The organism is Sphingopyxis sp. HIX (assembly GCF_001468285.1).
Lineage (GTDB): Bacteria > Pseudomonadota > Alphaproteobacteria > Sphingomonadales > Sphingomonadaceae > Sphingopyxis.
The window spans coordinates 58,326-79,681 of record NZ_LNSB01000022.1 but is presented as its reverse complement, the minus strand read 5'-3'; the positions used below and the strand labels follow the sequence as shown (position 1 = coordinate 79,681).

The 21,356-nt window shown below is 67.4% G+C and carries 21 protein-coding genes and 2 tRNA genes; 14 read left to right on the top strand and 9 right to left on the bottom strand.

Features of this window, described 5'->3' with window-relative positions:
* Positions 1 to 176 precede the first annotated feature (176 nt).
* Together ATE62_RS12150 and ATE62_RS12145 are read right to left on the bottom strand one after the other, a co-directional pair.
* Positions 177 to 1,340, bottom strand: a complete 1,164-nt coding sequence (locus ATE62_RS12150) for a thiolase C-terminal domain-containing protein (RefSeq protein WP_058807680.1) — start codon at positions 1,338 to 1,340, stop codon at positions 177 to 179.
* Positions 1,337 to 1,747 carry a Zn-ribbon domain-containing OB-fold protein gene (locus ATE62_RS12145; protein ID WP_058807681.1) on the bottom strand — a complete coding sequence of 137 codons (411 nt, stop codon included), beginning with the start codon at positions 1,745 to 1,747 and terminating at the stop codon, positions 1,337 to 1,339. The genes ATE62_RS12150 and ATE62_RS12145 overlap by 4 nt, the downstream gene beginning before the upstream one ends.
* Before the next feature lie 131 nt (positions 1,748 to 1,878).
* Between ATE62_RS12145 and ATE62_RS12140 the strand changes: the two genes are divergently transcribed.
* Positions 1,879 to 2,256, top strand: coding sequence for an EthD domain-containing protein (locus ATE62_RS12140; protein ID WP_197411644.1), 378 nt, complete (start codon positions 1,879 to 1,881; stop codon positions 2,254 to 2,256).
* Here ATE62_RS12140 and ATE62_RS12135 read toward each other — a convergent pair.
* Complete coding sequence (locus ATE62_RS12135; protein WP_058807682.1) at positions 2,253 to 4,547, bottom strand: CaiB/BaiF CoA-transferase family protein; 2,295 nt, start codon at positions 4,545 to 4,547, stop codon at positions 2,253 to 2,255. The genes ATE62_RS12140 and ATE62_RS12135 overlap by 4 nt on opposite strands.
* Before the next feature lie 160 nt (positions 4,548 to 4,707).
* Between ATE62_RS12135 and ATE62_RS12130 the strand changes: the two genes are divergently transcribed.
* The 5 genes from ATE62_RS12130 to ATE62_RS12110 all read left to right on the top strand — a co-directional run bounded on the left by ATE62_RS12130 (position 4,708) and on the right by ATE62_RS12110 (position 8,994).
* A complete protein-coding gene (locus tag ATE62_RS12130; RefSeq protein WP_058807683.1) occupies positions 4,708 to 5,808 on the top strand; it encodes an acyl-CoA dehydrogenase family protein in 1,101 nt (366 codons plus the stop codon).
* Positions 5,809 to 5,819: 11 nt separating this feature from the next.
* A complete protein-coding gene (locus tag ATE62_RS12125) occupies positions 5,820 to 7,043 on the top strand; it encodes an acyl-CoA dehydrogenase family protein (protein WP_058807684.1) in 1,224 nt (407 codons plus the stop codon).
* A 15-nt stretch (positions 7,044 to 7,058) separates the two neighbouring features.
* The gene (locus ATE62_RS12120) at positions 7,059 to 7,856 is read left to right on the top strand and encodes a crotonase/enoyl-CoA hydratase family protein (protein WP_058807685.1); all 798 of its coding nucleotides are present in this window, start codon (positions 7,059 to 7,061) and stop codon (positions 7,854 to 7,856) included.
* Positions 7,857 to 7,942: 86 nt separating this feature from the next.
* Positions 7,943 to 8,596 carry a TetR family transcriptional regulator gene (locus ATE62_RS12115; RefSeq protein WP_197411645.1) on the top strand — a complete coding sequence of 218 codons (654 nt, stop codon included), beginning with the start codon at positions 7,943 to 7,945 and terminating at the stop codon, positions 8,594 to 8,596.
* Positions 8,593 to 8,994 carry a GFA family protein gene (locus tag ATE62_RS12110; RefSeq protein WP_058807687.1) on the top strand — a complete coding sequence of 134 codons (402 nt, stop codon included), beginning with the start codon at positions 8,593 to 8,595 and terminating at the stop codon, positions 8,992 to 8,994. Before ATE62_RS12115 ends, ATE62_RS12110 begins: the two co-directional genes overlap by 4 nt.
* A 9-nt stretch (positions 8,995 to 9,003) precedes the next feature.
* Here ATE62_RS12110 and ATE62_RS12105 read toward each other — a convergent pair whose 3' ends face one another.
* Entirely contained in the window at positions 9,004 to 9,744 is a 741-nt protein-coding gene (locus ATE62_RS12105; RefSeq protein WP_058807688.1) for an SDR family NAD(P)-dependent oxidoreductase, read from the bottom strand.
* Positions 9,745 to 9,964: 220 nt separating this feature from the next.
* Positions 9,965 to 10,041: transfer RNA gene (locus ATE62_RS12100), tRNA-Pro, on the bottom strand.
* A 248-nt stretch (positions 10,042 to 10,289) separates the two neighbouring features.
* On the opposite strand from ATE62_RS12100, the gene yajC reads away from it, so the two are divergent.
* Genes yajC through secF form a run of 3 tightly spaced genes read left to right on the top strand, consistent with a single transcriptional unit; the run spans position 10,290 to position 13,276 of the window.
* Complete coding sequence (gene yajC / locus ATE62_RS12095) at positions 10,290 to 10,622, top strand: preprotein translocase subunit YajC (RefSeq protein ID WP_058807689.1); 333 nt, start codon at positions 10,290 to 10,292, stop codon at positions 10,620 to 10,622.
* Positions 10,623 to 10,672: 50 nt separating this feature from the next.
* Entirely contained in the window at positions 10,673 to 12,283 is a 1,611-nt protein-coding gene (gene secD / locus ATE62_RS12090) for a protein translocase subunit SecD (protein WP_058807690.1), read from the top strand.
* Positions 12,284 to 12,295: 12 nt separating this feature from the next.
* Positions 12,296 to 13,276 carry a protein translocase subunit SecF gene (gene secF, locus ATE62_RS12085; protein WP_058807691.1) on the top strand — a complete coding sequence of 327 codons (981 nt, stop codon included), beginning with the start codon at positions 12,296 to 12,298 and terminating at the stop codon, positions 13,274 to 13,276.
* 25 nt (positions 13,277 to 13,301) lie between these two features.
* Here the strand turns inward: secF and ATE62_RS12080 are convergent, their stop codons facing one another.
* On the bottom strand, positions 13,302 to 14,495 hold the full coding sequence (locus ATE62_RS12080) for a glycosyltransferase (protein WP_058807692.1): 1,194 nt from the start codon (positions 14,493 to 14,495) through the stop codon (positions 13,302 to 13,304).
* Positions 14,496 to 14,602: 107 nt separating this feature from the next.
* On the bottom strand, positions 14,603 to 15,163 hold the full coding sequence (locus tag ATE62_RS12075; RefSeq protein WP_058807693.1) for a helix-turn-helix domain-containing protein: 561 nt from the start codon (positions 15,161 to 15,163) through the stop codon (positions 14,603 to 14,605).
* 101 nt (positions 15,164 to 15,264) lie between these two features.
* On the opposite strand from ATE62_RS12075, the gene ATE62_RS12070 reads away from it, so the two are divergent.
* Complete coding sequence (locus ATE62_RS12070) at positions 15,265 to 15,747, top strand: DUF6456 domain-containing protein (RefSeq protein WP_058807694.1); 483 nt, start codon at positions 15,265 to 15,267, stop codon at positions 15,745 to 15,747.
* A gap of 332 nt (positions 15,748 to 16,079) precedes the next feature.
* Here the strand turns inward: ATE62_RS12070 and ATE62_RS12065 are convergent, their stop codons facing one another.
* On the bottom strand, positions 16,080 to 17,858 hold the full coding sequence (locus ATE62_RS12065) for an ABC-F family ATP-binding cassette domain-containing protein (protein WP_058807695.1): 1,779 nt from the start codon (positions 17,856 to 17,858) through the stop codon (positions 16,080 to 16,082).
* A gap of 134 nt (positions 17,859 to 17,992) precedes the next feature.
* Between ATE62_RS12065 and ATE62_RS12060 the strand changes: the two genes are divergently transcribed.
* Entirely contained in the window at positions 17,993 to 18,745 is a 753-nt protein-coding gene (locus ATE62_RS12060) for an SIMPL domain-containing protein (protein ID WP_156420500.1), read from the top strand.
* Positions 18,746 to 18,791: 46 nt separating this feature from the next.
* On the opposite strand, the gene ATE62_RS12055 is transcribed toward ATE62_RS12060, so the two are convergent.
* On the bottom strand, positions 18,792 to 19,469 hold the full coding sequence (locus ATE62_RS12055; protein WP_231736252.1) for a prolyl hydroxylase family protein: 678 nt from the start codon (positions 19,467 to 19,469) through the stop codon (positions 18,792 to 18,794).
* 102 nt (positions 19,470 to 19,571) lie between these two features.
* Here ATE62_RS12055 and ATE62_RS12050 point away from each other — a divergent pair.
* The 3 genes from ATE62_RS12050 to ATE62_RS12040 all read left to right on the top strand — a co-directional run bounded on the left by ATE62_RS12050 (position 19,572) and on the right by ATE62_RS12040 (position 21,321).
* Positions 19,572 to 19,648, top strand: a tRNA-His gene (locus ATE62_RS12050).
* Positions 19,649 to 19,744: 96 nt separating this feature from the next.
* A complete protein-coding gene (locus ATE62_RS12045) occupies positions 19,745 to 20,794 on the top strand; it encodes a Glu/Leu/Phe/Val family dehydrogenase (RefSeq protein ID WP_058807697.1) in 1,050 nt (349 codons plus the stop codon).
* A gap of 173 nt (positions 20,795 to 20,967) precedes the next feature.
* Complete coding sequence (locus tag ATE62_RS12040; RefSeq protein ID WP_058807698.1) at positions 20,968 to 21,321, top strand: YbaN family protein; 354 nt, start codon at positions 20,968 to 20,970, stop codon at positions 21,319 to 21,321.
* Positions 21,322 to 21,356: the final 35 nt, after the last annotated feature.

The window sequence follows — 21,356 nt, the reverse complement described above, 5'->3', positions numbered from 1 at the left end:
GCCGTGGGGAGGGGGACCGCCCGCAGGGTGGTGGAGGGGTCGATGCGAAGAACGTCGGCGCTAGGGGCCACCACCCCTCCACCATGCTTCGCATGGTCCCCCTCCCCATCGCTGCGCGACAGGGAGGATTAGGATGGCAGCTCCCGCCCCATACCCGCCGTTCGACGCAAAAGCCCCTAATCCACCCCGAAGATCGCCGAACTGATCGTCGGCGCCCCCGGACCGCCCGCGAGCAGGCAGGTGCGGGCATTCGGCACCGGGTTCGGGCTCTCGCCGCGCAGGCAGCGCACCGCCTCGACCGCGGTGACGAAGCCATGGACGAAGCCATGCGCGAGGTTGCCGCCCGAGGTGTTCACCGGCAGCTTGCCCGATGGGGCGATCAGGTTTTCGAAGCGCACGACCTCGGCGACATTCTCATAGGTGCAGAAGCCATGGTCGATCAGCGAGGCGATGCCCTGCGCGCTGAAATTCTCGTAGAGCTGGACGACGTCGATATCCGCCGGGGTCAATCCCGCGGTCCCGTAGAGCCGGTCGCGGATCGCGCGGAAACCGGCGGTCGGATAGAGATCGGTCGCGTCATTTTCCAAGAGGTCGCCATAACCCGCCTCGGTCCCCTGCGCGACCGACAGCAATTTCACCGGCTTCTTTTTGAGGTCGCGGGCCATCTCGGTCGACACCATCAGGATCGCGCCCGCACCGTCGTTCTCGCGGCTGCAATCGAACAAGTGGAAGGGTTCGGCGATGATTCGCGAGCCCTGATATTCTTCATGGTCGAAGCTCTTGCCATAGGCGACCGCCTCGGGATTGCGGCTGCCATGATAATAGGACGCCCGCACCAGCTCTTCGCACAGCTCATAGGGCACGCCATGATATTCGAACATCCGCTGCGCCCGCATCGCGCAGACCTGCGCGGGGGCGAGGATGCCCGACGACACCATATGGTCGTTGAGGTGATGCGCCATCACCGCTGCCGACAGCCGTCCGCTATTGCCCTCGACCAATGCCCGGAACACGACGACCGCGCGGGCCTGTCCGGTCAGGATCGCCGAGGCCGCGATGCCGAAGGCGCCCGCGATGCCGCCGCCGCCGCCGCCCCACACCTGCGCCGACCAGTTGATCGCCCTGGTGCCGAGGTCGGGCATCAGCCGCACCGGCTCGTTCTTGTCGTCGCCATAGGAGACGAAGCCGTCGACGTCGGCGGGGTCGAAACCCGCATCCTCGCACGCATCGACGATCGCGCGGACGAGCACGCCGCGTTCGGGGACGGGCGCGGTGCCGCGCTTGTACTGGCGATAACCGACGCCGGCGGCGGCAACCAGGCCCGACAGGTTCGGGGTCATGCGAGCCTCCAGCGGATGGCGGGGATCTGCGCGTCGCCGAAGGCGGTACGCGCGATGGTGCCGGTGACGGGGACGCCGATCTCGAGGCCCGCCTCGTCGCCTTCGAGCACGCCGACCAGGCGGACGGGAATGGCATCGAGCGTGACGACGAGCGTCGCGAAGGGCTTGGCGAAGGCTTCGGTGCCACCGAACGGGTGGTGGGTGCGGGTGTAGGTGAAGACGCTGCCCGTCAGCGGCTGTTCGACCCACTCATGATCCCAGCCGCCGCAGGCGCCGCAGCGCCACACCGCGGGCCAGTGCCATTTGCCGCAGCCCGTGCAGCGCGGCAGTTCGAGCCGCCCCTCAAGAAGCGCATCCCAATAGCGCCCTTCGGCGCCGATCGGCCCCGTTGCCGAATGATAGGTCATTCGCCCCTGCCATCCTTTCCCGCCGCTTTGCTCACGGCCATTGCGTCATTTATCTATACTATATAGATTCGATGTCGACGTGCAATGGTGAAGTGTGCGGGACGCGACTAGGGTCCGCACCGATGGGAGACATGACGATGCTGCGAGTGACCTTTTGCCTGAAACGGCTGCCCGGGCTGACGCGCGGGGAGTTCCAGGATTATTGGCGGAACCAGCATGCGCCTTTGGTCAGGGAGCATGGCGCGGCGCTCGGCATCCGCAAATATGTCCAGTCGCACAGCCTGTCCTTGTCCGGCGCCTTTCCGCTCGCCGATGTGCGCGGTTCGACCGGCCTCGACTTTGACGGCGTCGCGCAGCTGTGGTGGGACGATATGGCGAGCTTCGCGGCCGCGGGATCGACCGAGGCGGGGCGCGTCGCGGGCGCGCTGCTGCTTGCCGACGAGAAGAAGTTCATCGACTTGCCCAATTCGCCGATCTTCCTCTCGGAAGATTTTCACGTCATCGATTAGCCCGTTGCGGTGACCGGGTCGGGGCTCGCCATATGCGCCTCGGCCTGCCGCCGCGTCGCGTCGGCGAGCGGTTCGAGCACGGCGCCTGCGTTCAGCCGCTCGATGCCAGCCGCGTCGATGCCGAGCCAGTCGGCGATGACCTCTGCGCTCTGCTCGCCGCTGAGCGGGGCAGGACGCCGCGGCGGGGCGGGCAGGTCGGCGGTGCGCACGACATAGGCGTCGCCCACGACATCTTCCTGCAACCAGGGATGATCCTCGACACGGTAGAAGCCGCGTTCGCGGAAATAGGGGAAATCGGGCAGCTCGGCGAGACGCAGCATCGGCGCTGCGGCGATCCCCGCCGCTTGCAGCACTGCCGCGGCTTGGTGCTGGCTGCGGCCGCTCGTCCAGGCTTCGATCGCCGCATCGATGCCGGCGCGCGCGGCGAGGCGCTTAGCGGCGCTGTCGAAGGCCAGGCCTTCGTCATAGCCGATCGCCCGGCACAGCTTTGCCCAGTCGGCGTCGCCCTCGACCGTGATCACGCACCATTCGTCGTCGCCCGCGGCGCGATACACGCCCCATGGCCAGTCGATGGGCGCGCCGCCCGCGGGCGTACCGCGCACGACATCGGCGGCGAAATGGCCGATCATCACTTCGGACTGCGCGACCTTGGCAACCCCGCCCAGCCCGGTGCGCAGGCGGCGGATCAGCAACGCTGCGACGCCGATTGCGCAGATGCGCCCCGCGACATGGTCGGGATAGACGGTGATCGAATCGCTGAAGCTGAGCGGATCCTCGGGGTAGCGCCAGGCGAGCGTCAGCCCGGTCGAGGCGCGGACGAGCGGGCCGTAACCCATGCGCCCGCTCCACGGCCCGGTGTCGCCGAAGGCCGAGCTTTCGGACACGACGATGCGCGGATTGGCCTCGCGCAGCACGGCCTCGGCAAGGCCGAGCTTCTCCATCGTCCCCGGCTTGAAGTTCGAACAGACGACGTCGGCCTGCCGGACCATGTCGAGGAAGAGCGCGCGGCCTTCGTCGCTGCGCAGGTCGATGCCCAGGCTGCGCTTGTTGCGGTGGCCCGCGGCGAAGCTCACCGACATGCCATGCTCGAGATAGGATTGGCGACTGCCGTCGGGAAAGGCGCCGCTTTCGATCTTGATGACATCGGCGCCGAAATCGCCGAGCAGCCGTGCGCCCTCGGCGCCGACGACGATGACGCCGAGGTCGAGGACCTTGAGATCGCCGAACGGAGCGAGGGGAGGGGCATTGGTCGTTGCCGGGAAATCGGCATCGCCGGGTGCGGACAGCGGCCCCATACGCTCGCCATCGATGGTCAGGAAACCATTGGGCAGCCGCGTGCCGTCATCCAGCGTCGTGACCGCGTCGCGCGCTGCGGCATGATCGCTGTCGAGAAACTCGCCGAGCGTCAGCACCGAGGCGATCGGCACGCCATGCTGCTGCCCCTCGCGTTCGAGATCGATGCGGCACCTGTCGGCGAAAAATCCGGCGATGTAGGGGAGCAGCTCGGCCGAGGCATAGCGGTGCGAGGTGCGGTCGAAATCGGGCGAGGCGAATTGTTCGGGCTCGCCCATCCACTGGAACATGCCGCGCCACTGGCGCCTGGCGAGCAGGCAGATGCGCACATAGCCGTCGGCGCAGCGCATGATCGGATATTGGAACCCCGCGCGCGGCCGGTCGCGCAGCAAGAGGCCGACGGGCTTGCCCATGGTCGCGCTGCCGTTGATGCCGAAGCCCGGGTCGAGCCCCTGCACCGCGCCGTCGAGCGCCGCAAAATCGAAATGCGCGCCGTCGCCGCCACCGAGCACGCGATAGAGCGCGCCGAGCAGCGCGAACACCGCCTGCGGCGCGGCGCATTGATAGGCGAGGTCGCCGGGCGGCAGCAACGGCTCGCGCCCGCGGATGCCCGAGCGGGACAGCACCGCCGACAGCGCATGCAGCACCGGCCCGGTCGCGCGCCAGCCGGCGAGCGGGCTGTCCTCGCCGAAATCGCTCACCGCCATGGTGATAAGCGCGGGGCGATCGCGGCGGAGCGCGGCGAGGTCGATGCCCGATGCGGGGTCGGCAATGACGATATGCGCGCTCTCGATCGCCGCCGCCGCGGATGGGCCGCTCGGATCGCCGGTATGAGTCCGTTTGCCCGCATTGGCGACGATCGCTTCTGCGCTGGCGTCGGCATCGGTGGCGAAGCAATCGACCGCGGCGCCGAGGTCCGCGAGATAGCGCCCGATCATCGCCAGCGGTCCCTGCACGCTCTCGACGATGCGAATGCCGGACAGCGGGCGACTGGACATGGATATTCCTTCGATCGATGGGGCGACGGCGCGAAAACGGTCCGTCGGCGTTGCCCGGCGCTTGCCATATCCGTGCCGCGAAGAAAAGTTAATTAATCGACTAATTCTTTTTGCGGGCTTCGGCCTTCTATGTTAGCGGCCACGCGACGGAGAGTTGCCGATGGACTTCACTTTCACCGACGACCAGCGCCAGTTGCGCGATGCGCTGCGCGGTTATCTTCAGCGCAACAACGGGTTTTCCGTCCGAACGGCGAATGCGCGCAGCGCGTCCGGCTGGAGCGAATCGCTGTGGCGCGGGCTCGCCGACGATTTGGGCATTTTAGGCCTGCTCGTGCCCGAAGCCGCGGGCGGCGTCGGCGGCAATGCGACCGACATGATGGTCGTTATGGACGAGCTTGGCGCCAATCTGCTCGTCGAGCCCTATCTCGAAACCGCGGTGATCGGCGCGTCGGCGTTCGGCGCCGGCCATGAAACCGAACTGGCGGCGATCGCCCGCGGCGACCTGCGCCTCGCCTTTGCCTGGGCCGAGGCCGAAACGCGCTTCGACACCCTGCCGCGCGATACCATCGCGCTGCGCACCACGGTCGGATGGCGCCTCGACGGGCGCAAGATCGTGGCGACCGCAGCGCCGATGGCGACGCATCTGCTCGTCACCGCGCGCATCGGCGAGGAGCCCGCGCTGTTCCTGGTCGAGGCCGGCGCCGTGGGTGTCTCGCAGCAAGCCTATCCGACGATCGACGGCCGCCGCGCCGCCGATGTCACGCTCGACGCCGTCGCATTGCCAGACCATGCACGCGTTGCGCGCGGCGCCGAGGCGATCGAGCGGTTGTGCGATATCGGGGCCGCGATGCTCGGCGCCGAGGCACTCGGCGTGATGCGCGTCATGCTCGACGACACCATCGCCTTCACCAAGGAACGCCGCCAGTTCGGGCAGGCGATCGCGTCGTTCCAGGTTATCCAGCATCGCATGGTCGATATGTATATGCAGCTCGAACTCGCGACCTCGGCGGTCTACCGCGCGGTGCTCAGCTTGGGCGCCTCGCCCGCCGAGCGTGCGCGTGCGGTGTCGGCGATGAAGGTGACCGTGGCGAGCGCATGCCGCTTCATCGGCCAGAATGCGATCCAGCTTCACGGCGGCATGGGCATGACGGACGAGGTTGCGGTAACCCATTATTTCCGCCGCGCCACCGTGATCGAGACCGAGTTTGGCTCGGCCGACTGGCACCGCCGTCGTTTCGCCGCGCTGTCGCGCGCGGCCTGAGGAGAGCGCCGATGGACATCGCCTGGAGCGCCGACGAGATCGCCTTTCGCGATGAGGTGCGCGCCTTTCTGGCGAACGAGCTGACCGACGAGCTGCGCGCGAGCGGGGCACATATGACCAGCGTCTATGCCGATCCCCGCCATGCCCGCGCCTGGCAGGCGATATTGCACGAAAAGGGCTGGGTCGCGCCGTCCTGGCCGGTCGAACATGGCGGCACCGGCTGGAGCCTTGCGCAACGTTATATCTGGCAGCGCGAGCGCATCGCCGCGGGTGCGCCGCCGGTGTCGCCGATGGGCGTGCAGATGTGCGGACCCGCGATCATCGGCCATGGCAGCGCGGAGCAGAAGGCGTTCTTCCTGCCGCGCATGTTGTCGGGCGAGCATTTCTGGTGCCAGGGTTATTCCGAGACGGGCTCGGGCTCCGATCTCGCCAGCCTGCAATGCCGCGCCGAGGAGGATGGCGACGACCTGGTCGTTACCGGCCAGAAATTGTGGAGCACGCATGCGCATGCGGCGAACTGGGGCTTTTTCCTCGTCCGCACCGCGACACTCGACCGGCCGCAGAAGGGCATAACTTTCCTGCTGATCGACATGACCAGCCCCGGCGTCACCGTCGTGCCCACTGTCTCGCCCGCGGGCGAGAACATCCAGAACGAGATTTTCCTCGATGCGGTGCGCGTGCCCAAGGCGAACGTCGTCGGCGCGATCGGCGACGGTTGGACGGTGGCCAAATATCTGCTCGATTTCGAGCGCGGCGGCGCGGCCTATGCGCCGGGGTTGCAGATCGACCTCGACGAGATCGAGCAGTTCGCCAGCGAAGTACGCGGCGACGATGGCGGGCGGCTGATCGACGATGCCGCTTTTGCCGATGCGATCGCGCAGGCGCGGATCGACGTGATGGCGCTCGAAATCTTCGAATTTCGCGCGATGAGCGATGCCGGGGCAGGGCGCTATCCGGCCGCGATCCCGTCGCTGATGAAGATTCGCGGTACCGAATTGCAGCAGCGGATCACCGAACTGCGCCTGCTCGCGGCTGGCCGCTATGGCCTGGCCTATCAGCCGCAGGCCGGCGTCTCGGCCGGGCCCGTCCATTTCCCGCATGGCGAGGGCGACTTCGTCGGTCCGCGCGAGGCAGCGATCGCGCCGATGCGTTACGTCAGCGAACGCGCGGCTTCGATCTATGCGGGAACCAACGAAATCCAGCGCAACATCATCGCGAAGATAATGGGCCTGTAAAAACCGGAGAGACAGATGACCGATGCCCCCGCCGTGCTCGCCGAACGCCGCGGTCCTATCCTGATCCTGACGATCAACCGCCCCGAGGCGCGCAATGCCGTCAACGCCGCCGTCCATGCCGGGCTGGGCGAGGGGCTCGAACGGGCCGAGGCCGATCCCGAGATCCGTGTCGTGATCGTCACCGGGGCGGGCGACCAGGCCTTTTGCGCGGGCGCCGACCTCAAGGCGCTGTCGCGCGGCGAGCGGCTGGAGCCCGAGGACAAGGCGCAGCGCGCCTGGGGTTTCGCGGGCTTCGTCCGCCACCCGATCGGCAAGCCGATCATCGCCGCGGTCAACGGCTTCGCGCTCGGCGGCGGCACCGAACTGGCGCTGGCGTCGGACCTGGTGATCGCCGCCGACCATGCGCAATTCGGGCTGCCCGAGGTCAAGCGCGGCATCATCGCCGCGGCGGGCGGCGCCTTTCGCATCGTCCAACAGCTGCCGCAAAAGGTCGCGATGCAGCTGCTGCTGACCGGCGAGCCGATTTCGGCACAGCGCGCGCTCGACCTGGGGCTCGCGAACGAGGTCGTGCCGCTTGGCCGGCTGATGGACACCGCGCTCGATTATGCCGAGCGCATTGCGGTCAATGCCCCGCTTGCGGTGCAGGCGAGCAAGCGCATCGCGATGGGCATCACCGAAGGGCGGATCGCCAGCGACGACGATTATTGGGAAGCGAACAAGCGGGAAACGCGTACCGTCTTCGCCTCGGAAGACTCGCGCGAAGGTCCGCGCGCCTTCGCCGAAAAGCGCCCGCCCGTGTGGCAGGCGCGCTGACGCCCATGCTCCCGATCCTCGCGGCTGGCCAATCGGGCTTCGCCGTGGCATCTGTCGGCCTAATGCCGATAGGGAAAGGGAAGAATTTGCCCGCCAGCCAAGCGAAGCGGAAAAAGGGGCCGGGGCGGCCGCTGACCCCGCTGATCACGCGCGAAACCGCGATCGAGGTGTCGATCGACCTGCTCGACCGCAAGGGGCTCGATGCGCTGACGGTGCAGGCGGTGGCGCGCGAACTGGGGGTGCAGGCGCCCTCGCTCTATTATCATTTCAAGAACCGCGACGAATTGCTCCACATGATCGCCAAGACCCTGTTGTTCGAGGTGGGGCGCGGCGAGCAGCCCGACGCGTCATGGGAAGAGCGGGCGATCGATCTGGCGGTAGCGACGCGCCGGGTGATGCTGAATCATGCGCATGCCGGGCCGCTGATGCTGCGCTTCTTCCCACGCGAGCTGATGCTGGGGGCCTATGAGCGCGCGCTGTCGGATTGCCCCTATGCGCCCGAACATCATCTCGCGGTGCTCGAGGCGCTGGAAAAGCTGACCTATGGCAAGGCGCTCTTCGACGCCGCGGCGAAGGCGCACGACCATGCCGCGATGCCGCCGGTCGATGCGGCCCGTCACCCGCTGCTGGCCGCGGCGCTCGCCAAATCGCCGGTGGCCGACGAGGCGCTGTTCGTCGAGACGCTGCGCGTGCTGTTCGACGGATTCAGATTTCGCTACGGAAAGGAACGGACGCAATGATCGAGGGCGGATGCAATTGCGGGGCGATACGCTACCGTGCCGAGGGCGCGCCCGTGGTGGTCGCGCAATGCCATTGCACCAATTGCCGCAAGCAGTCGGGAAGCGCCTTTTCGGTCAATCTGCTCTTCAAAGCCGCGGCCGTGACGCACGAGGGCGACCTCACCGTCTATGAGGATACGGACACGCTGTCGGGCAATCCGGTGCTGCGCAAATTCTGCGGCCGCTGCGGTTCGCCGATCTTTTCGGAGACCACCGACGGGCGGGGCATGCTGGTGGTCAAGGCGGGGACGCTCGACGATCCCGCGCCCTTCGCGCCCGCGGTCAGCATCTGGACCGCGACCGCGCTGCCGTGGGTGACCCTGCCCGAAGGCCAGATGACGTTCGAACAAAATGCCTGAGCGCGGCGCTCAGGCGGTGTAGCCGCCGTCGACGACGACCTGCGTCCCGGTCACGAAGCTGCTTTCGTCGGAGAGCAGGAACAGCACCGCGCCGACGCTTTCCTCGGGCTGCGCGACGCGGCCGAGCGGGGTCAATTGCGCGCCGCGGACGAGCGCCTCGCTGTTCGTCGTTTCGGTCAGCAGGCGCGTCGCGAAAAAGCCCGGGATCAGGACGTTGACGCGGATGCCGCTGGGCGCGAGTTCCTTGGCGGCCGCGCGCGACATGCCGATCACCGCGGCTTTCGCGGCCGAATAGGCGACCAGATTGGCATGGGCCTTGGTGCCCGCGGGCGATGCGACGTTGACGATCGCGCCGCCGCCCGATTGCAGCATCGCGCGGGCGCCCTCGCGCATGCCGAAGAAGACGCCGTTCTGGTTGACCGCGAGAATATCCGCCCATTCCGCATCGTCGATGTCGACCAGCGGGCGCGTGGCGCCGACGCCGGCATTGTTGACGAGGCCGTCGATCCGGCCGAACTTCGCGAGCGTGAAGTCGGCCGCGGCCTTCCAGTCTTCGGATCTGGTGACGTCGAGCGGCACGAAATGCGCCTTGCCGCCGAGCGATTCCGCAATGGCGGTTCCTGCGGCCCGGTCGCGGCCGCCGAACACGACCTTTGCTCCCTCGCGCACCATGCCGCGGACCTGCGCCTCGCCCATGCCGCGGGTTCCGCCCGACAGGAGGACGATCTTCCCCGAAAGCCGGCCTGCCATGCGGTTTCTCCCATCGTGCGCCGTTCAGTATCTACAGTATATAGATATATGCGTCAGATACAATCGCAGAGGGTGTTGGCATAGCGGGTGGCGGCGGATTGCTATTCTGGCTGCGGGGAATCGCCGCAGCGAAATCCCGGCGGATGATCGGGAGGAGGCTGGCTGGAAAGAGCGGCGGTGCGCTCTTCGTTCAAACGCTGCGTTGGAGCGATTGATAAATTGGTCGGGACGAGAGGATTCGAACCTCCGACCCCCACACCCCCAGTGTGATGCGCTACCAGGCTGCGCTACGTCCCGACCGGCCCTGTTGGGCAGGCGAGGCCCCTAGCGCGGGTCGGCGGGGGATGCAAGGCCCTCGCGTGCGAAGATCGCGTTCGTGCCTTGAACTGGCGCGCCGCGGCCCCATTTCGGCTCGGCCTGCCGCGGGGGACGGCACGCAGCCGCCGGTTGCACGCTCCGCCCCCGCGTGATAGGCGCCGCGCCATTATCTTGCGCCCCGGCCCGGGTGGGGACGGCGGTGCTTTCGAACGGAAAGATTCTCATCGATGTCGACGAATTTGCTTCTGAGCCAGGCGGCCGGATCGGGCGGCGGGGCCGCGCTCTTTGTGGGACAGATCGTCCCGCTGGTGCTGATCTTCATCGTCTTCTGGTTCTTCCTGATCCGCCCGCAGCAGACGCGGATGAAGGAGCATCGTGCCAAGATCGCGGCGGTGAAGCCGCGCGACCAGGTGGTGACGGGCGGCGGCATCGTCGGCAAGGTGACGCGCGTCGACGATGATTTCGCCGATGTCGAAATCGCGCAGGGCGTGAAGATCAAGGTCGTGAAGTCGACCCTGTCGGACGTGCTGCAGCCCGGCGCCAAGCCCGCCAACGACTGACGCGGCCGCGCCCGCCGCGGCGGGCGCGCCCCTGGTATCGGACCAAAGACATGCTCGATTTCCCGCGCTGGAAAACCATCAGCATCTGCATCTCGTTGCTGCTCGGCATCCTGTTCGCCATCCCGACCTTCCTGCCGCAGAAGACCTTCGACCAGCTGCCGGGCTTTGCGCAGATGAAGGTCAATCTGGGGCTCGACCTCGCGGGCGGCAGCCACTTGCTGCTCGAGGCCGACATCGCCGACCTCAACAAGACCCAGCTTTCCAACATGGAAAAGACCGTGCGCGTGTCGATGCGCGGCGAGACCGGGCCCGACGACGATATCGCGATCGGCGATTTCAAGGCGTCGGGGAGCACGATCAGTTTCCTGGTGCGCGACCAGAACCAGCTCGACGACGCGCGCGACCGGCTGTTCCGCGAGACGGCGGGTGCCGGGTTGACCGGCCAGCGCGACTGGCAGATCGAGATCGTCGACACGACGCGTATCGTGATGACGCTGACCGCGTCGGGCCGCGACCAGGCGGTCGACCGCGCGATGGAAACCGCGCGCGAGATCATCGACAAGCGCGTCAACGAACTGGGCACGCGCGAGCCGACGATCATCCGCGAGGGCAGCGACCGCATCGTCGTGCAGGTGCCCGGCCTGCAGGATCCGAAGGCGCTGAAGGACCTGCTCGGCCGCACCGCGCGGCTCGAGTTCCGCATGGTCGATCCCAATGGCACGGTCGGCGCCGGCGGCCCCGTCAACGTCCCGATCGGCAGCGAATTCGTGCCCTATGCCCCCAATGAGGGCAATGGCGCGCCAGGCGAAATCCTGAGCCGGCAGGTGATGATCAGCGGCGACCAGCTGATCGACGCGCGGCAGGATTTCAACCAGCAGCAGCTGCCCGCGGTGTCGATCCGCTTCGATTCGGCGGGGTCGAACACCTTTGCGCGCGTCACCGGCGCCAACGTCAACAAGCGCTTCGCGATGGTCCTCGACGGCCAGGTGCTGTCGGCGCCGACGATCAACGAGGCGATCCTGGGCGGGCAGGCGCAGATTTCGGGCAGCTTTACCGTGCAGACCGCGAACGAGCTGGCGATCGCGCTGCGCTCGGGCTCGCTGCCGGTGAAGCTCGACGTCGTCGAGGAACGCACGGTCACCCCCGAACTCGGCAAGGATTCGATCGAAAAGGGCGCGGTCGCGGGGATCATCGCGACGGTGTCGGTGCTGGTGCTGATGCTCGTCGTCTATGGCCGCTTCGGCGTCTATGCGAATATCGCGCTGGCGTTCAACGTGTTCCTGATCATCGCGATCATGGCGTTTTTCAACGCGACGCTGACGCTGCCGGGCATCGCCGGCTTCGTGCTGACGATCGGCGCCGCGGTCGACGCGAACGTGCTGATCAACGAGCGAATACGCGAGGAATTGAAACGCGGGCGCCGCGTGTTCCAGGCGGTCGAACTCGGCTATAGCGAAGCGAGCCGCGCGATCTTCGACGCCAACGTCACCAACGTCATCGCCGCGGCGCTGATGTTCTGGTTCGGCACCGGGCCGATCAAGGGCTTCGCCGTCGTGCTGACGATCGGCATCGTCACCAGCGTCTTCACCGCCGTCACCGTCACCCGCATGTTCGTCGCCCACTGGCTGCGCACCGCGCGGCCGACGACGATCAACATTTAAGGGAGCGACATCATGCGCTTGCTGAAACTCGTCCCCGACGACACCAATATCGACTTCCTGCGCTGGCGGAAGCTTGCGTCCTTCATGAGCTTTTTCCTCGTCGCGGTGTCGATCGCGCTGGTCGCGGTCAAGGGGCTGAACCTCGGCGTCGACTTCGTCGGCGGCCAGTCGGTGCGCGTCGAATTCACCCAGGCGATGCCGCCCATCGACGAGATTCGCGAAAAGGTCGGCGAGATCGGCTTGGGCGAGGCGACGATCCAGCAGTTCGGATCGGACAAGGCGGTGTCGATCCGCACCGCGCTGCCCGAGGGCGACAAGGCCGTCGCCGAGCGGGCGGGGCAGCAGCTGGTATCGGGTATCCAGAAGGCTTTCCCGACCGCCAAGACCGGCTCGGTCGAGACGGTGTCGGGCAAGGTGTCGGGCGAATTGCTGCGCACCGGCGCGATCAGCCTCGCGCTCGCGATCCTCGGCATCTCGATCTACATCTGGATCCGCTTCGAATGGCAGTTCGGGGTCGGGGCGCTGGGGCGCCTGTTCCACGAGGTTGCGCTGACCTTTGGCCTGTTCGCGGTGACGCAGATGCAGTTCGACCTGAACAGCGTCGCGGCGCTGCTGACGATCGTCGGCTATTCGCTGAACGACACGATCGTCGTCTACGACCGCATTCGCGAGAATCTCAAGAAATACCGCAAGATGGAGATCATTCCGCTGCTCAACCTCAGCATCAACGAGACGCTGTCGCGCACCGTGATGACGACCGTCGCGATGCTGCTGGCGCTGGGCGTGCTGCTGATCTTCGGCCCCGACGTGATCTTCGGCTTCACCGCGGCGATGCTGTTCGGCGTGTTCATCGGCGGCTATTCGTCGGTGCTGATGTCGACCCCGGTGCTGGTCTGGCTGAAGGTCGGTCCCGACAGCTTCGTGCCGCGCACGAGCGCCGGGATCATGGGCGGCGAGCGCGTCGAGCGGAAGGACGACGGCGCGGTCGTCTGATCGTCGCCGATGTCTCCGGCGTCGATCAACGACGGCGCCTGAGAAACCCTTGTTTGCGGACGCAGCGGCGCAGGTGCGCCTCGAGCTCGCGGCCGTTGCGGTCCCAATCGAAGCGGCCGCCGAGCGTTGCGGCGACGGCGGTCGGCGCCGGCGGGGCGGCGAGGATCGCCTGCACCGCGGCGGCGATGGCGGCAGAACTTCGATCGACGATGCGACCGGCGACGGGCGAGGTGACGAGTTCGGCGGCTCCGCCGGCGTCGCTGATCACGATCGGCGTGCCGCAGGCGAGCGCCTCCACCCAGGCATTGGCGAGGCCTTCGCTGGCGGAGGGCATCACCACGACATCGGCGGCGCGGTAGAGCTGCGGGAGGTCGGCGTTGGCGACGGGGCCGAGGAAATGCACGCGGTCGGCGACGGCCAGCTTCTTGGCTCGCGCGCGGTAACGCGATTGCTCTTCGCCCGCGCCGGCGAGCCAGTAATGAACGCCGGGGAGCGCCGGCAGCGCGTCGATCACCAGCGCCTGTCCCTTGCGCGGGATCAGCGCGCCGACGGTGAGGATCGCCGGGGCGTCGCCCATGCCGAGTGCTGCGCGCGCGGCGGCGCGGTCGCCGGGGACGAAGCGCGCGGTGTCGATGCCGGTGTAGTGAACCGCTACCTTGCCGGCGTCGATGCCGATCGCGGCCATGTCGCGCCGCATCGCTTTGGAGACCGCAAGCAGACCCGCAGCCTTTTCGGCGGCCTCGATTACCTGTGCAGCTGTGGCGGGGTCGTGGCCGAAATGGCCGATGTCGGCGCCGCGCGCCTTGGCGGAGAAGGATAGGCCAAGCGCCGCGGCGACGCGCATCGCGGCGGGGCCGTCGGGGTAGAAGAATTGTGCGTCGACGATGTCGAAGCTGCGGTCGCCGACGGCGGCGAGTACGGCGCGCGCGATTTGTGCCGGGTTGAAGCGCGAACCGATCTTCGGGAGCAAGGTGAAGCGCGGCCGATGGACGGTAAGGCCATTCCACTCCTCGCGCGTTGGCAGGGCGCGAAGCGCCCGGTAGCGCGGATGGAGCGACAGGGGGAATGGCGGGAGGCCGACGGGGGCGACGACGGTGAGGGCGATGCCGGGCTGCGCGGCGAGCGAACGCAGACTCTTTTCGACGAAGAGGCCGAAGTTCGGACGCGCGGCATCGGGGAAGAGCGTCGCGATGCTGAGGACGCGCAGGGGTACGGTCATGCTCGTCCTCTCATCCGTTCGTGCTGAGCTTGTCGAAGCACTGTTCTTCCTTTCGGCGTCCGGGAAAAGGACGGTCCTTCGACAAGCTCAGGACGAACGGGGGAGGCTCAAAGGCTGCGGATCAGCCGCACCGCGACCGCGGCCCAGGGCGGGTTGCTGACGACCTGCTGGCGTTGGCCGACGCCGAGCGGGAGCAGGTGGAGCTTTTCGCCGTCGACATTGAGCAGGCGCGCGAAGAAGAAGCGGCCCGCCGGGCGCGGGACGAGCAGGTCGCGGTTGAGCATGGCGGACCAGTCGCCTTCGATGCGGCGGCACCAAATCTCATCGCCCGCGCGATAATCGCCGATCGACGAGGTCACGCGCACCGCGACCATATCCTCGCCCGGGCGCGCGGTGAGCGCCTGTTCGACGCGCGTCGGCGCCTCGACCCCGTCGGCGCCGAGCAGCGCGGTGATGGTGAGCTGGGTGTCCTGCGGCAGTTGCACCAGCTCGGCCGCGTCGACCCCGAGCGCCTTGGCGATGCGGTTCATCCAGCCGAGCGACAGCGTACGCGTGCCCGTTTCGAGGCGTCCGATCGTCTGCGCGGTGGTCGGCGGGTCGCAGCGCAGCGCGACATCTTCGAGAGTCAGGCGCTTGGCGCGGCGCACGGCGCGGATGCTATTGATCATGGCGGCCCTATCCTGCAAATTTTCTCGATAACCAAATCGGTTTCTTCTTTCCTAAAAAATAATCCACTGTCAAGCGGGTTCTTCAAGCAGAGGAGAATCCCATGGCCGGTCCCCGACTCGAAACGCGCATCCACCCCGACGACCGGCTCGATCCGGGCAAGGCGGGACCGCAGGTGATGCGCCACGTCAGCGTCAATGTCGCCGAAAGCCCGATCGCCTGGCTGGCGGCGCGCGGGCATCTGAGCGCGGCGCAACTCGGCGCGGGCGAGCGACTGCGCGCCGATTACGAGCGCGCGGGGCTCGCGGCGCGGGTGACGATGCGCTGGGACGCCGCGGCGCCCGCCAAGACGCGCGGCGGCGCAAAGGCGGCCGACGCATCGCTCGTGCGGATCGACGCGCACCGGCGCTTCCATGCCGCGCTCGACGCGGCGGGGCCGGGGCTGGCCGACATCTGCTGGCGCGTGATCTGCGCGGGCGAGGGGATCGGTTGCGCCGAAAAGGGGCTGGGCTGGCCGGCTCGGTCGGGGAAATTGGTGCTGGGGCTGGCGCTGGATCGGCTGGCGCGGTTTTATGGGACGGGTTGAGGAGTAAGACTGCCGCCGACCAAAATATTCGCGCAGAGGCGCAGAGGGCGCGGAGATGCGGGGCCATCGTCTCTGCGGCCTCTGCGCCTCTGCGCGCATTTAATTCGCATGGCGTAATTCGCTGGTTTTCGGGCGTTAGCGGCCATCCTAATCCTCCCTGTCGCGAAGCGATGGGGAGGGGGACCATGCGAAGCATGGTGGAGGGGTGGCGGCCTTAGGCCGACGTTTCAGGCATTGACCCCTCCACCACCCTGCGGGTGGTCCCCCTCCCCACGGCTTCGCCGCAGGGAGGATTAAGCGCGTCCGCTCCCCACCCCAAAGCGGATGGCAGGTTATCCCAGTGCTTCGACCGCTTCGGCCAGTTCGAGCCAGCGATCCTCCGCCGCCGCTTTCTCGTCGCGTAGCGCCTCGAGCTTGCCGGTCAGTGCGGTGAAGCGCGCGTGGTCGCGCGTGAACAGATTGCCGTCCGAGAGCTCCACCTCGATGCCCGCCATCTCCGTCTCGATCGCATCGATGCGCGCCGGGAGGAGGTCGTAGTCGCGCTGATCCTTGTAGCTCAGCTTCTTGCGCGCCTGCGCGGGCGGCGGGGGAGCCTCGGTCGAAGCCGACTTGGCCTTCGCCGCGTTCGGTTTGACGCGCTTCGCCTCCCAGTCGGCATAGCCACCCGCGACGATGTCCACCTTGCCCGATCCGTCGAGGCCGAGCGTCACGGTGACGGTGCGGTCGAGGAAGTCGCGGTCGTGGCTGACGAGGAGGACGGTGCCGGCATAGTCGGCGATGACTTCCTGCAACAGGTCGAGCGTTTCGAGGTCGAGGTCGTTGGTCGGCTCGTCGAGCACGAGCAGGTTCGATTCGCGGGCGAACTCGCGCGCGAGCAGCAGGCGCGAGCGTTCGCCGCCCGACAGCGCGCCGACGCTCGCCTCGACGACGCCGGGATCGAAGAGGAACTCCTTCAGATAACCCTGGATATGCTTCTTGACCCCGCGCACCTCGACCCAGTCGCCGCCGTCGGCGAGGATGTCGCGGACGCGCTTTTCGGGCGAGAGCAGGCTGCGCTGCTGGTCGATGACGATGCCGTCGAGCGTCGGCGCGAGGGTGATGCTGCCGCTGTCGGGCGCGATCTCGCCGGTGAGCAATTTGAGCAGGGTTGACTTGCCCGCGCCGTTGGCGCCGACGATGCCGATGCGGTCGCCGCGCTGGACGCGGAAATCGAAGTTCTTGATGATCGTCCGGTCGCCGAAGCTTTTCGAGATATTTTCCGCCACAATGACGGACTTCGAGCGAACGTCGTCGTTGGCGAGGCCGAGCTTGGCGACGCCGGGGCCGCCGATCATCGCGGCGCGCGTGGCGCGCATTTCCTTGAGTTTCTCGAGCCGGCCCTGGTTGCGCTTGCGGCGCGCGGTGACGCCGCGTTCGAGCCAATGCGCCTCGAGCCGCAGTTTGGAATCGAGGCGCTGCGCGGCGCGGACTTCCTCGGCGGTGACCGCGTCGCTCCATTCCTCGAAGCCGCCGAAGCCGATTTCCTTGCGGCGGATTGACCCACGATCCAGCCATAGGGTCTGGCGGGTGAGGCGGGTCAGGAAAGTGCGGTCGTGGCTGATCGCGACGAAGGCGCCGGTGTAGCGCGCGAGCCAGGATTCGAGCCAGTCGATCGCGGCGAGGTCGAGATGGTTGGTCGGCTCGTCGAGCAGCAGCACGTCGGGGTTTTGCGCGAGGGCGCGGGCGAGCGCGGCGCGGCGGCGTTCGCCGCCCGAGGCGCTGGCCGCCGTGCGGCTCATGTCGATGCCGAGCTGGTCGGCGATCGCGGCGACCTCATGCTCGGGCGGGGCGTCGCTGCCCGCGACGGCGAAATCCATCAATGTCGCGAAGGGGCGGAAGTCGGGTTCCTGCTCGAGCATCACGACGTGCGTGCCGGGGACGATGACGCGCTTGCCCTTGTCGGCGTCGATCTGGCCCGCGAGCAATTTGAGCAGGGTGGTCTTGCCCGCGCCGTTGCGGCCGATCAGCGCGAGCCGGTCGCGTTCGCCGACATAGATGTCGAGGTCCTGGAACAGCCAGCCGCTGCCCTGCACAAGGCCGAGGCCTTCATAAGATAAGATCGGTGCTGCCATGATGAACGGCTCGCTACGGAGATGTTCAGCGTCATGCAAGCGCCGTGCGGGCAAAGGCCGGAACGCGCCCTCTCCGTCTGCGTTACGGGGCGGGCATTTATCACGGCCGGGGGTTCCGGCCACAGGAGAAGACAATGACGAAGCATATGCTCACCGCTATGGCTGGCGCACTCGCGCTGACGGCGGCCACGCCGGTTCTTGCGCAGCAGCAGGGAGGTTCGACGGTGACGACAGCGACTGTGCAGGGGCCGATCCTGAGCTTCAGCGTCAACGAGGAAGTGCGCTCGCGCCCCGATCAGGCGACCGTCGGCGCCGGGGTGCAGACCACAGCGCCGACCGCGGTCGAGGCGATGCGCCTCAACGCCGCGGCGATGGACAAGCTGATCGCCGCCGCCAAGGCGCGCGGGATCAAGCCCGAGGATATCCAGACGAGCGGCATCAACCTGTCGCCGCAGTACGACTATAACAACACGGGGGGCGGCCAGCCGCCGCGCTTCATCGGCTATCAGGTGAACAATACCGTTCGCGCCACCACGCCGAAGATCGACGATATCGGGCCGCTGCTCGACGCGCTGGTCGCGGCGGGCGGGACCAATATCGAAGGCCCGTGGTTCGGCATGAAGGACGCCGACGCACAGCTGGTCGGCGCGCGCGGCGCGGCGATCAAGGAAGCCGAAGCCAAGGCCGCCGATTATGCGCGCCTCGCGGGTTTCCGCGGCGCCGAGCTGGTGTCGATCAGCGAAGGCAGCTTCGGCGGGCCGATGCCGCCGATGCCGATGGTGCGGCTGCAGGCGATGGACGCCGGGGCGAACAAGGCGACCCCGGTCGAGCCGGGGCAGGTGTCGAACACGCTGACGCTGAGTTTCCAGTATCGGCTGGTGAAGTAAGCGGATCGGGGGCGGTTCGAACCGCCCCCGATTTCCGTTCGCGGGCTTAGTCCAGCTCGCCCTCCGCCCAAGGCCACGGCCGCTCGCGGAACCATTTGGTGATGATGTACTTGCGCCCCTTGCGCACCTTCATCCCGTGGTGGAGCGTGTCGTCGTTGGTGGTGCCGTCGGGGCGGACATTGTTCCAGGCGAGCAGTTTGCCCGCCTCGGGCTGGTGCATCTTGCCCGTCGCGAGGAAGCGCGTCGCGCCGCCCGCGGCGGGGGCGTTGAGATAGATCATCAAGGTCCAGCTGCGCTGGCCGGGGATGGCGCAATAGGTCTCCCAGTCGGCGCCGCGCGGATCGAAGAAGTCGGTGTGCGCCTTGAACTCCTGTCCGACGTCGTAGCGCTGGCCCTGCAGCGGTTCGCCATATTCGGGCGGGATGCCGGTCAGCGCGTGCAGCTTGTCGTTGACCGCGCGCACCACCGGGTCGCGGTGGTCGAGGTCGCAGGTGGTGCTCGTCCGGAACGCCTCATCGCCATTGGGATCGGCGATCGTCGAGGGGCGGACGTCGCGGTCGATCTGCTCGATCAGCGCGGCGCAGGTCGCGGCGTCGAGGAAGTTCGAGAGCATATATTGCTGAAGCTTCGGGGTCGGCGCGCGGCGGACGCCGGGCACCGCGGCGAGCCGATCGGCGGTGCGGTCGGCGCCCGACGTGGCCATATCGACGATCTTGTCGGTCATGCCGCGCTTTTAAGCGTCAATGCGCACGCGAACAATGCTTGACGAACGGGCACTCGCGCGCCTATCGCCGCGCGCTGTCGAGGCGGTTTCGCCCGGCGTGTGGCGACCATAGCTCAGTTGGTTAGAGCGCCGGTTTGTGGTACCGGAGGTCGCGGGTTCGAGCCCCGTTGGTCGCCCCATCTCTCTATCATCGCGCATAGGCGCTTTTGGGGTGACTCGCCGCAGTCGTTGCATTATTACGTTTTGACGTAATTTTCTAACGCGAGGAGTCGCGCATGTCTGCTGTCTGGGATTTCGCCGATTTCGACGATCATGAGCATGTCCACATGTTCCGCGATCGCGCCAGCGGGCTGACCGCGGTCATCGCGGTCCACTCGACGCACCTCGGCCCGGGCGCGGGCGGCGTGCGTTACTGGCATTATCCGCAGCGCAAGGCCGCGATCACCGACGCGCTGCGCCTGTCGCGCGGCATGAGCTATAAAAATGCGATGGCCGGGCTGCCGATGGGCGGCGGCAAGGGCGTGATCCTGGCCGACGAGGGCGTGGAGAAGACCCCCGAACTGCTCGCGGCCTTCGGGCGCGCGGTCGAATCGCTGGGCGGCGCCTATGTCACCGCCGAGGACGTCGGCATGTCGGACGCCGACATGGTCGCGATCTCGAAATTCACCAAGCATGTCAGCGGCCTGCCCGTGGCGAGCGGCGAAGCCGGCGGCGACCCGGGCCCGCTGACCGCGCTCGGCGTCTATCTGGGCATCCTCGCGGCGATCAAGCAGGGCCTGGGCGCCGACAGCGCCAAGGGCGTGCGCGTCGCGATCCAGGGCGTGGGCAGCGTCGGCGGCGGCGTCGCGCGGCGGCTCGCGGCCGACGGCGCGATCCTGACGCTGGCCGACGTGAACCTCGCGCGCGCCAAGGCGCTGGCCGACGAGCTGGGCGCCGAGCTTGCCGATTCGGCGGCGATCATGGAGATCGAAGCCGATGTGCTGAGCCCCAACGCGCTCGGCGCAATCCTGACCGAAGAGAGCATCGCCAAGCTGCGCGTCCCGATTGTCGCGGGCGGCGCGAACAACCAGCTCGCGACCGCGGCCGACGGCCAGCGCGTCCACGACCGCGGCATCGTCTATGCGCCCGATTATGTGATCAACGCGGGCGGGATCATCAACGTTGCGCTCGAATATCTGGGGCAGGGGAGCCGCGAGGAAGTCGAAAGCCGCATCCACCAGATCCCGGGCCGGCTGGCCACGATCTGGGCCGAGAGCAAGGCGAGCGGAACGCCGGCGTCGGTGGTCGCCGACCGGATGGCGCAGAAGCTGATCGGGCGGGGGTAAGTTTCGAAGCTTACCCAAATTCCGTTTGTGCTGAGCTTGTCGAAGCACCGCTCTTCTCTTTCGGCGTCGCAAAGAAAGAACGGCCCTTCGACAAGCTCAGGGCGAACGGAGTTAAGACGATCTTTGGGTGCAGAGGCTGGCGCGACCCTGAATTTCCGCTAAGCCAGCCTCGCATGAAGCGGCATTTCTACCTCGTCAGCGGCTGGTTGTCGCTCGCGCTCGGCGCGATCGGGGCGTTTCTGCCGCTGTTGCCTACCGTTCCCTTCGTCATCCTCGCCGCCTTCTGCTTCGCGCGCTCGTCGCCGCGGCTCGAGGCGTGGCTGCTGAATCACGCGACCTTCGGCCCGCATATCGTCGCGTGGCGCGACAAGGGCGCGATCAGCCGCAAGGGCAAGGTCGCGGCGAGCGTCATGTTCGCGGCGAGCATCGCGCTGGCTTTGCTCTTTGCGCCCTGGCCGTGGATGATGGTGCCGGTCGTCGCCGCGGCGGTAACGGGAACGTGGATATGGACAAGGCCGGAAGCATAGCTCCCGGCCTTGCCGTTTTTCCGATAGTCCAGCGG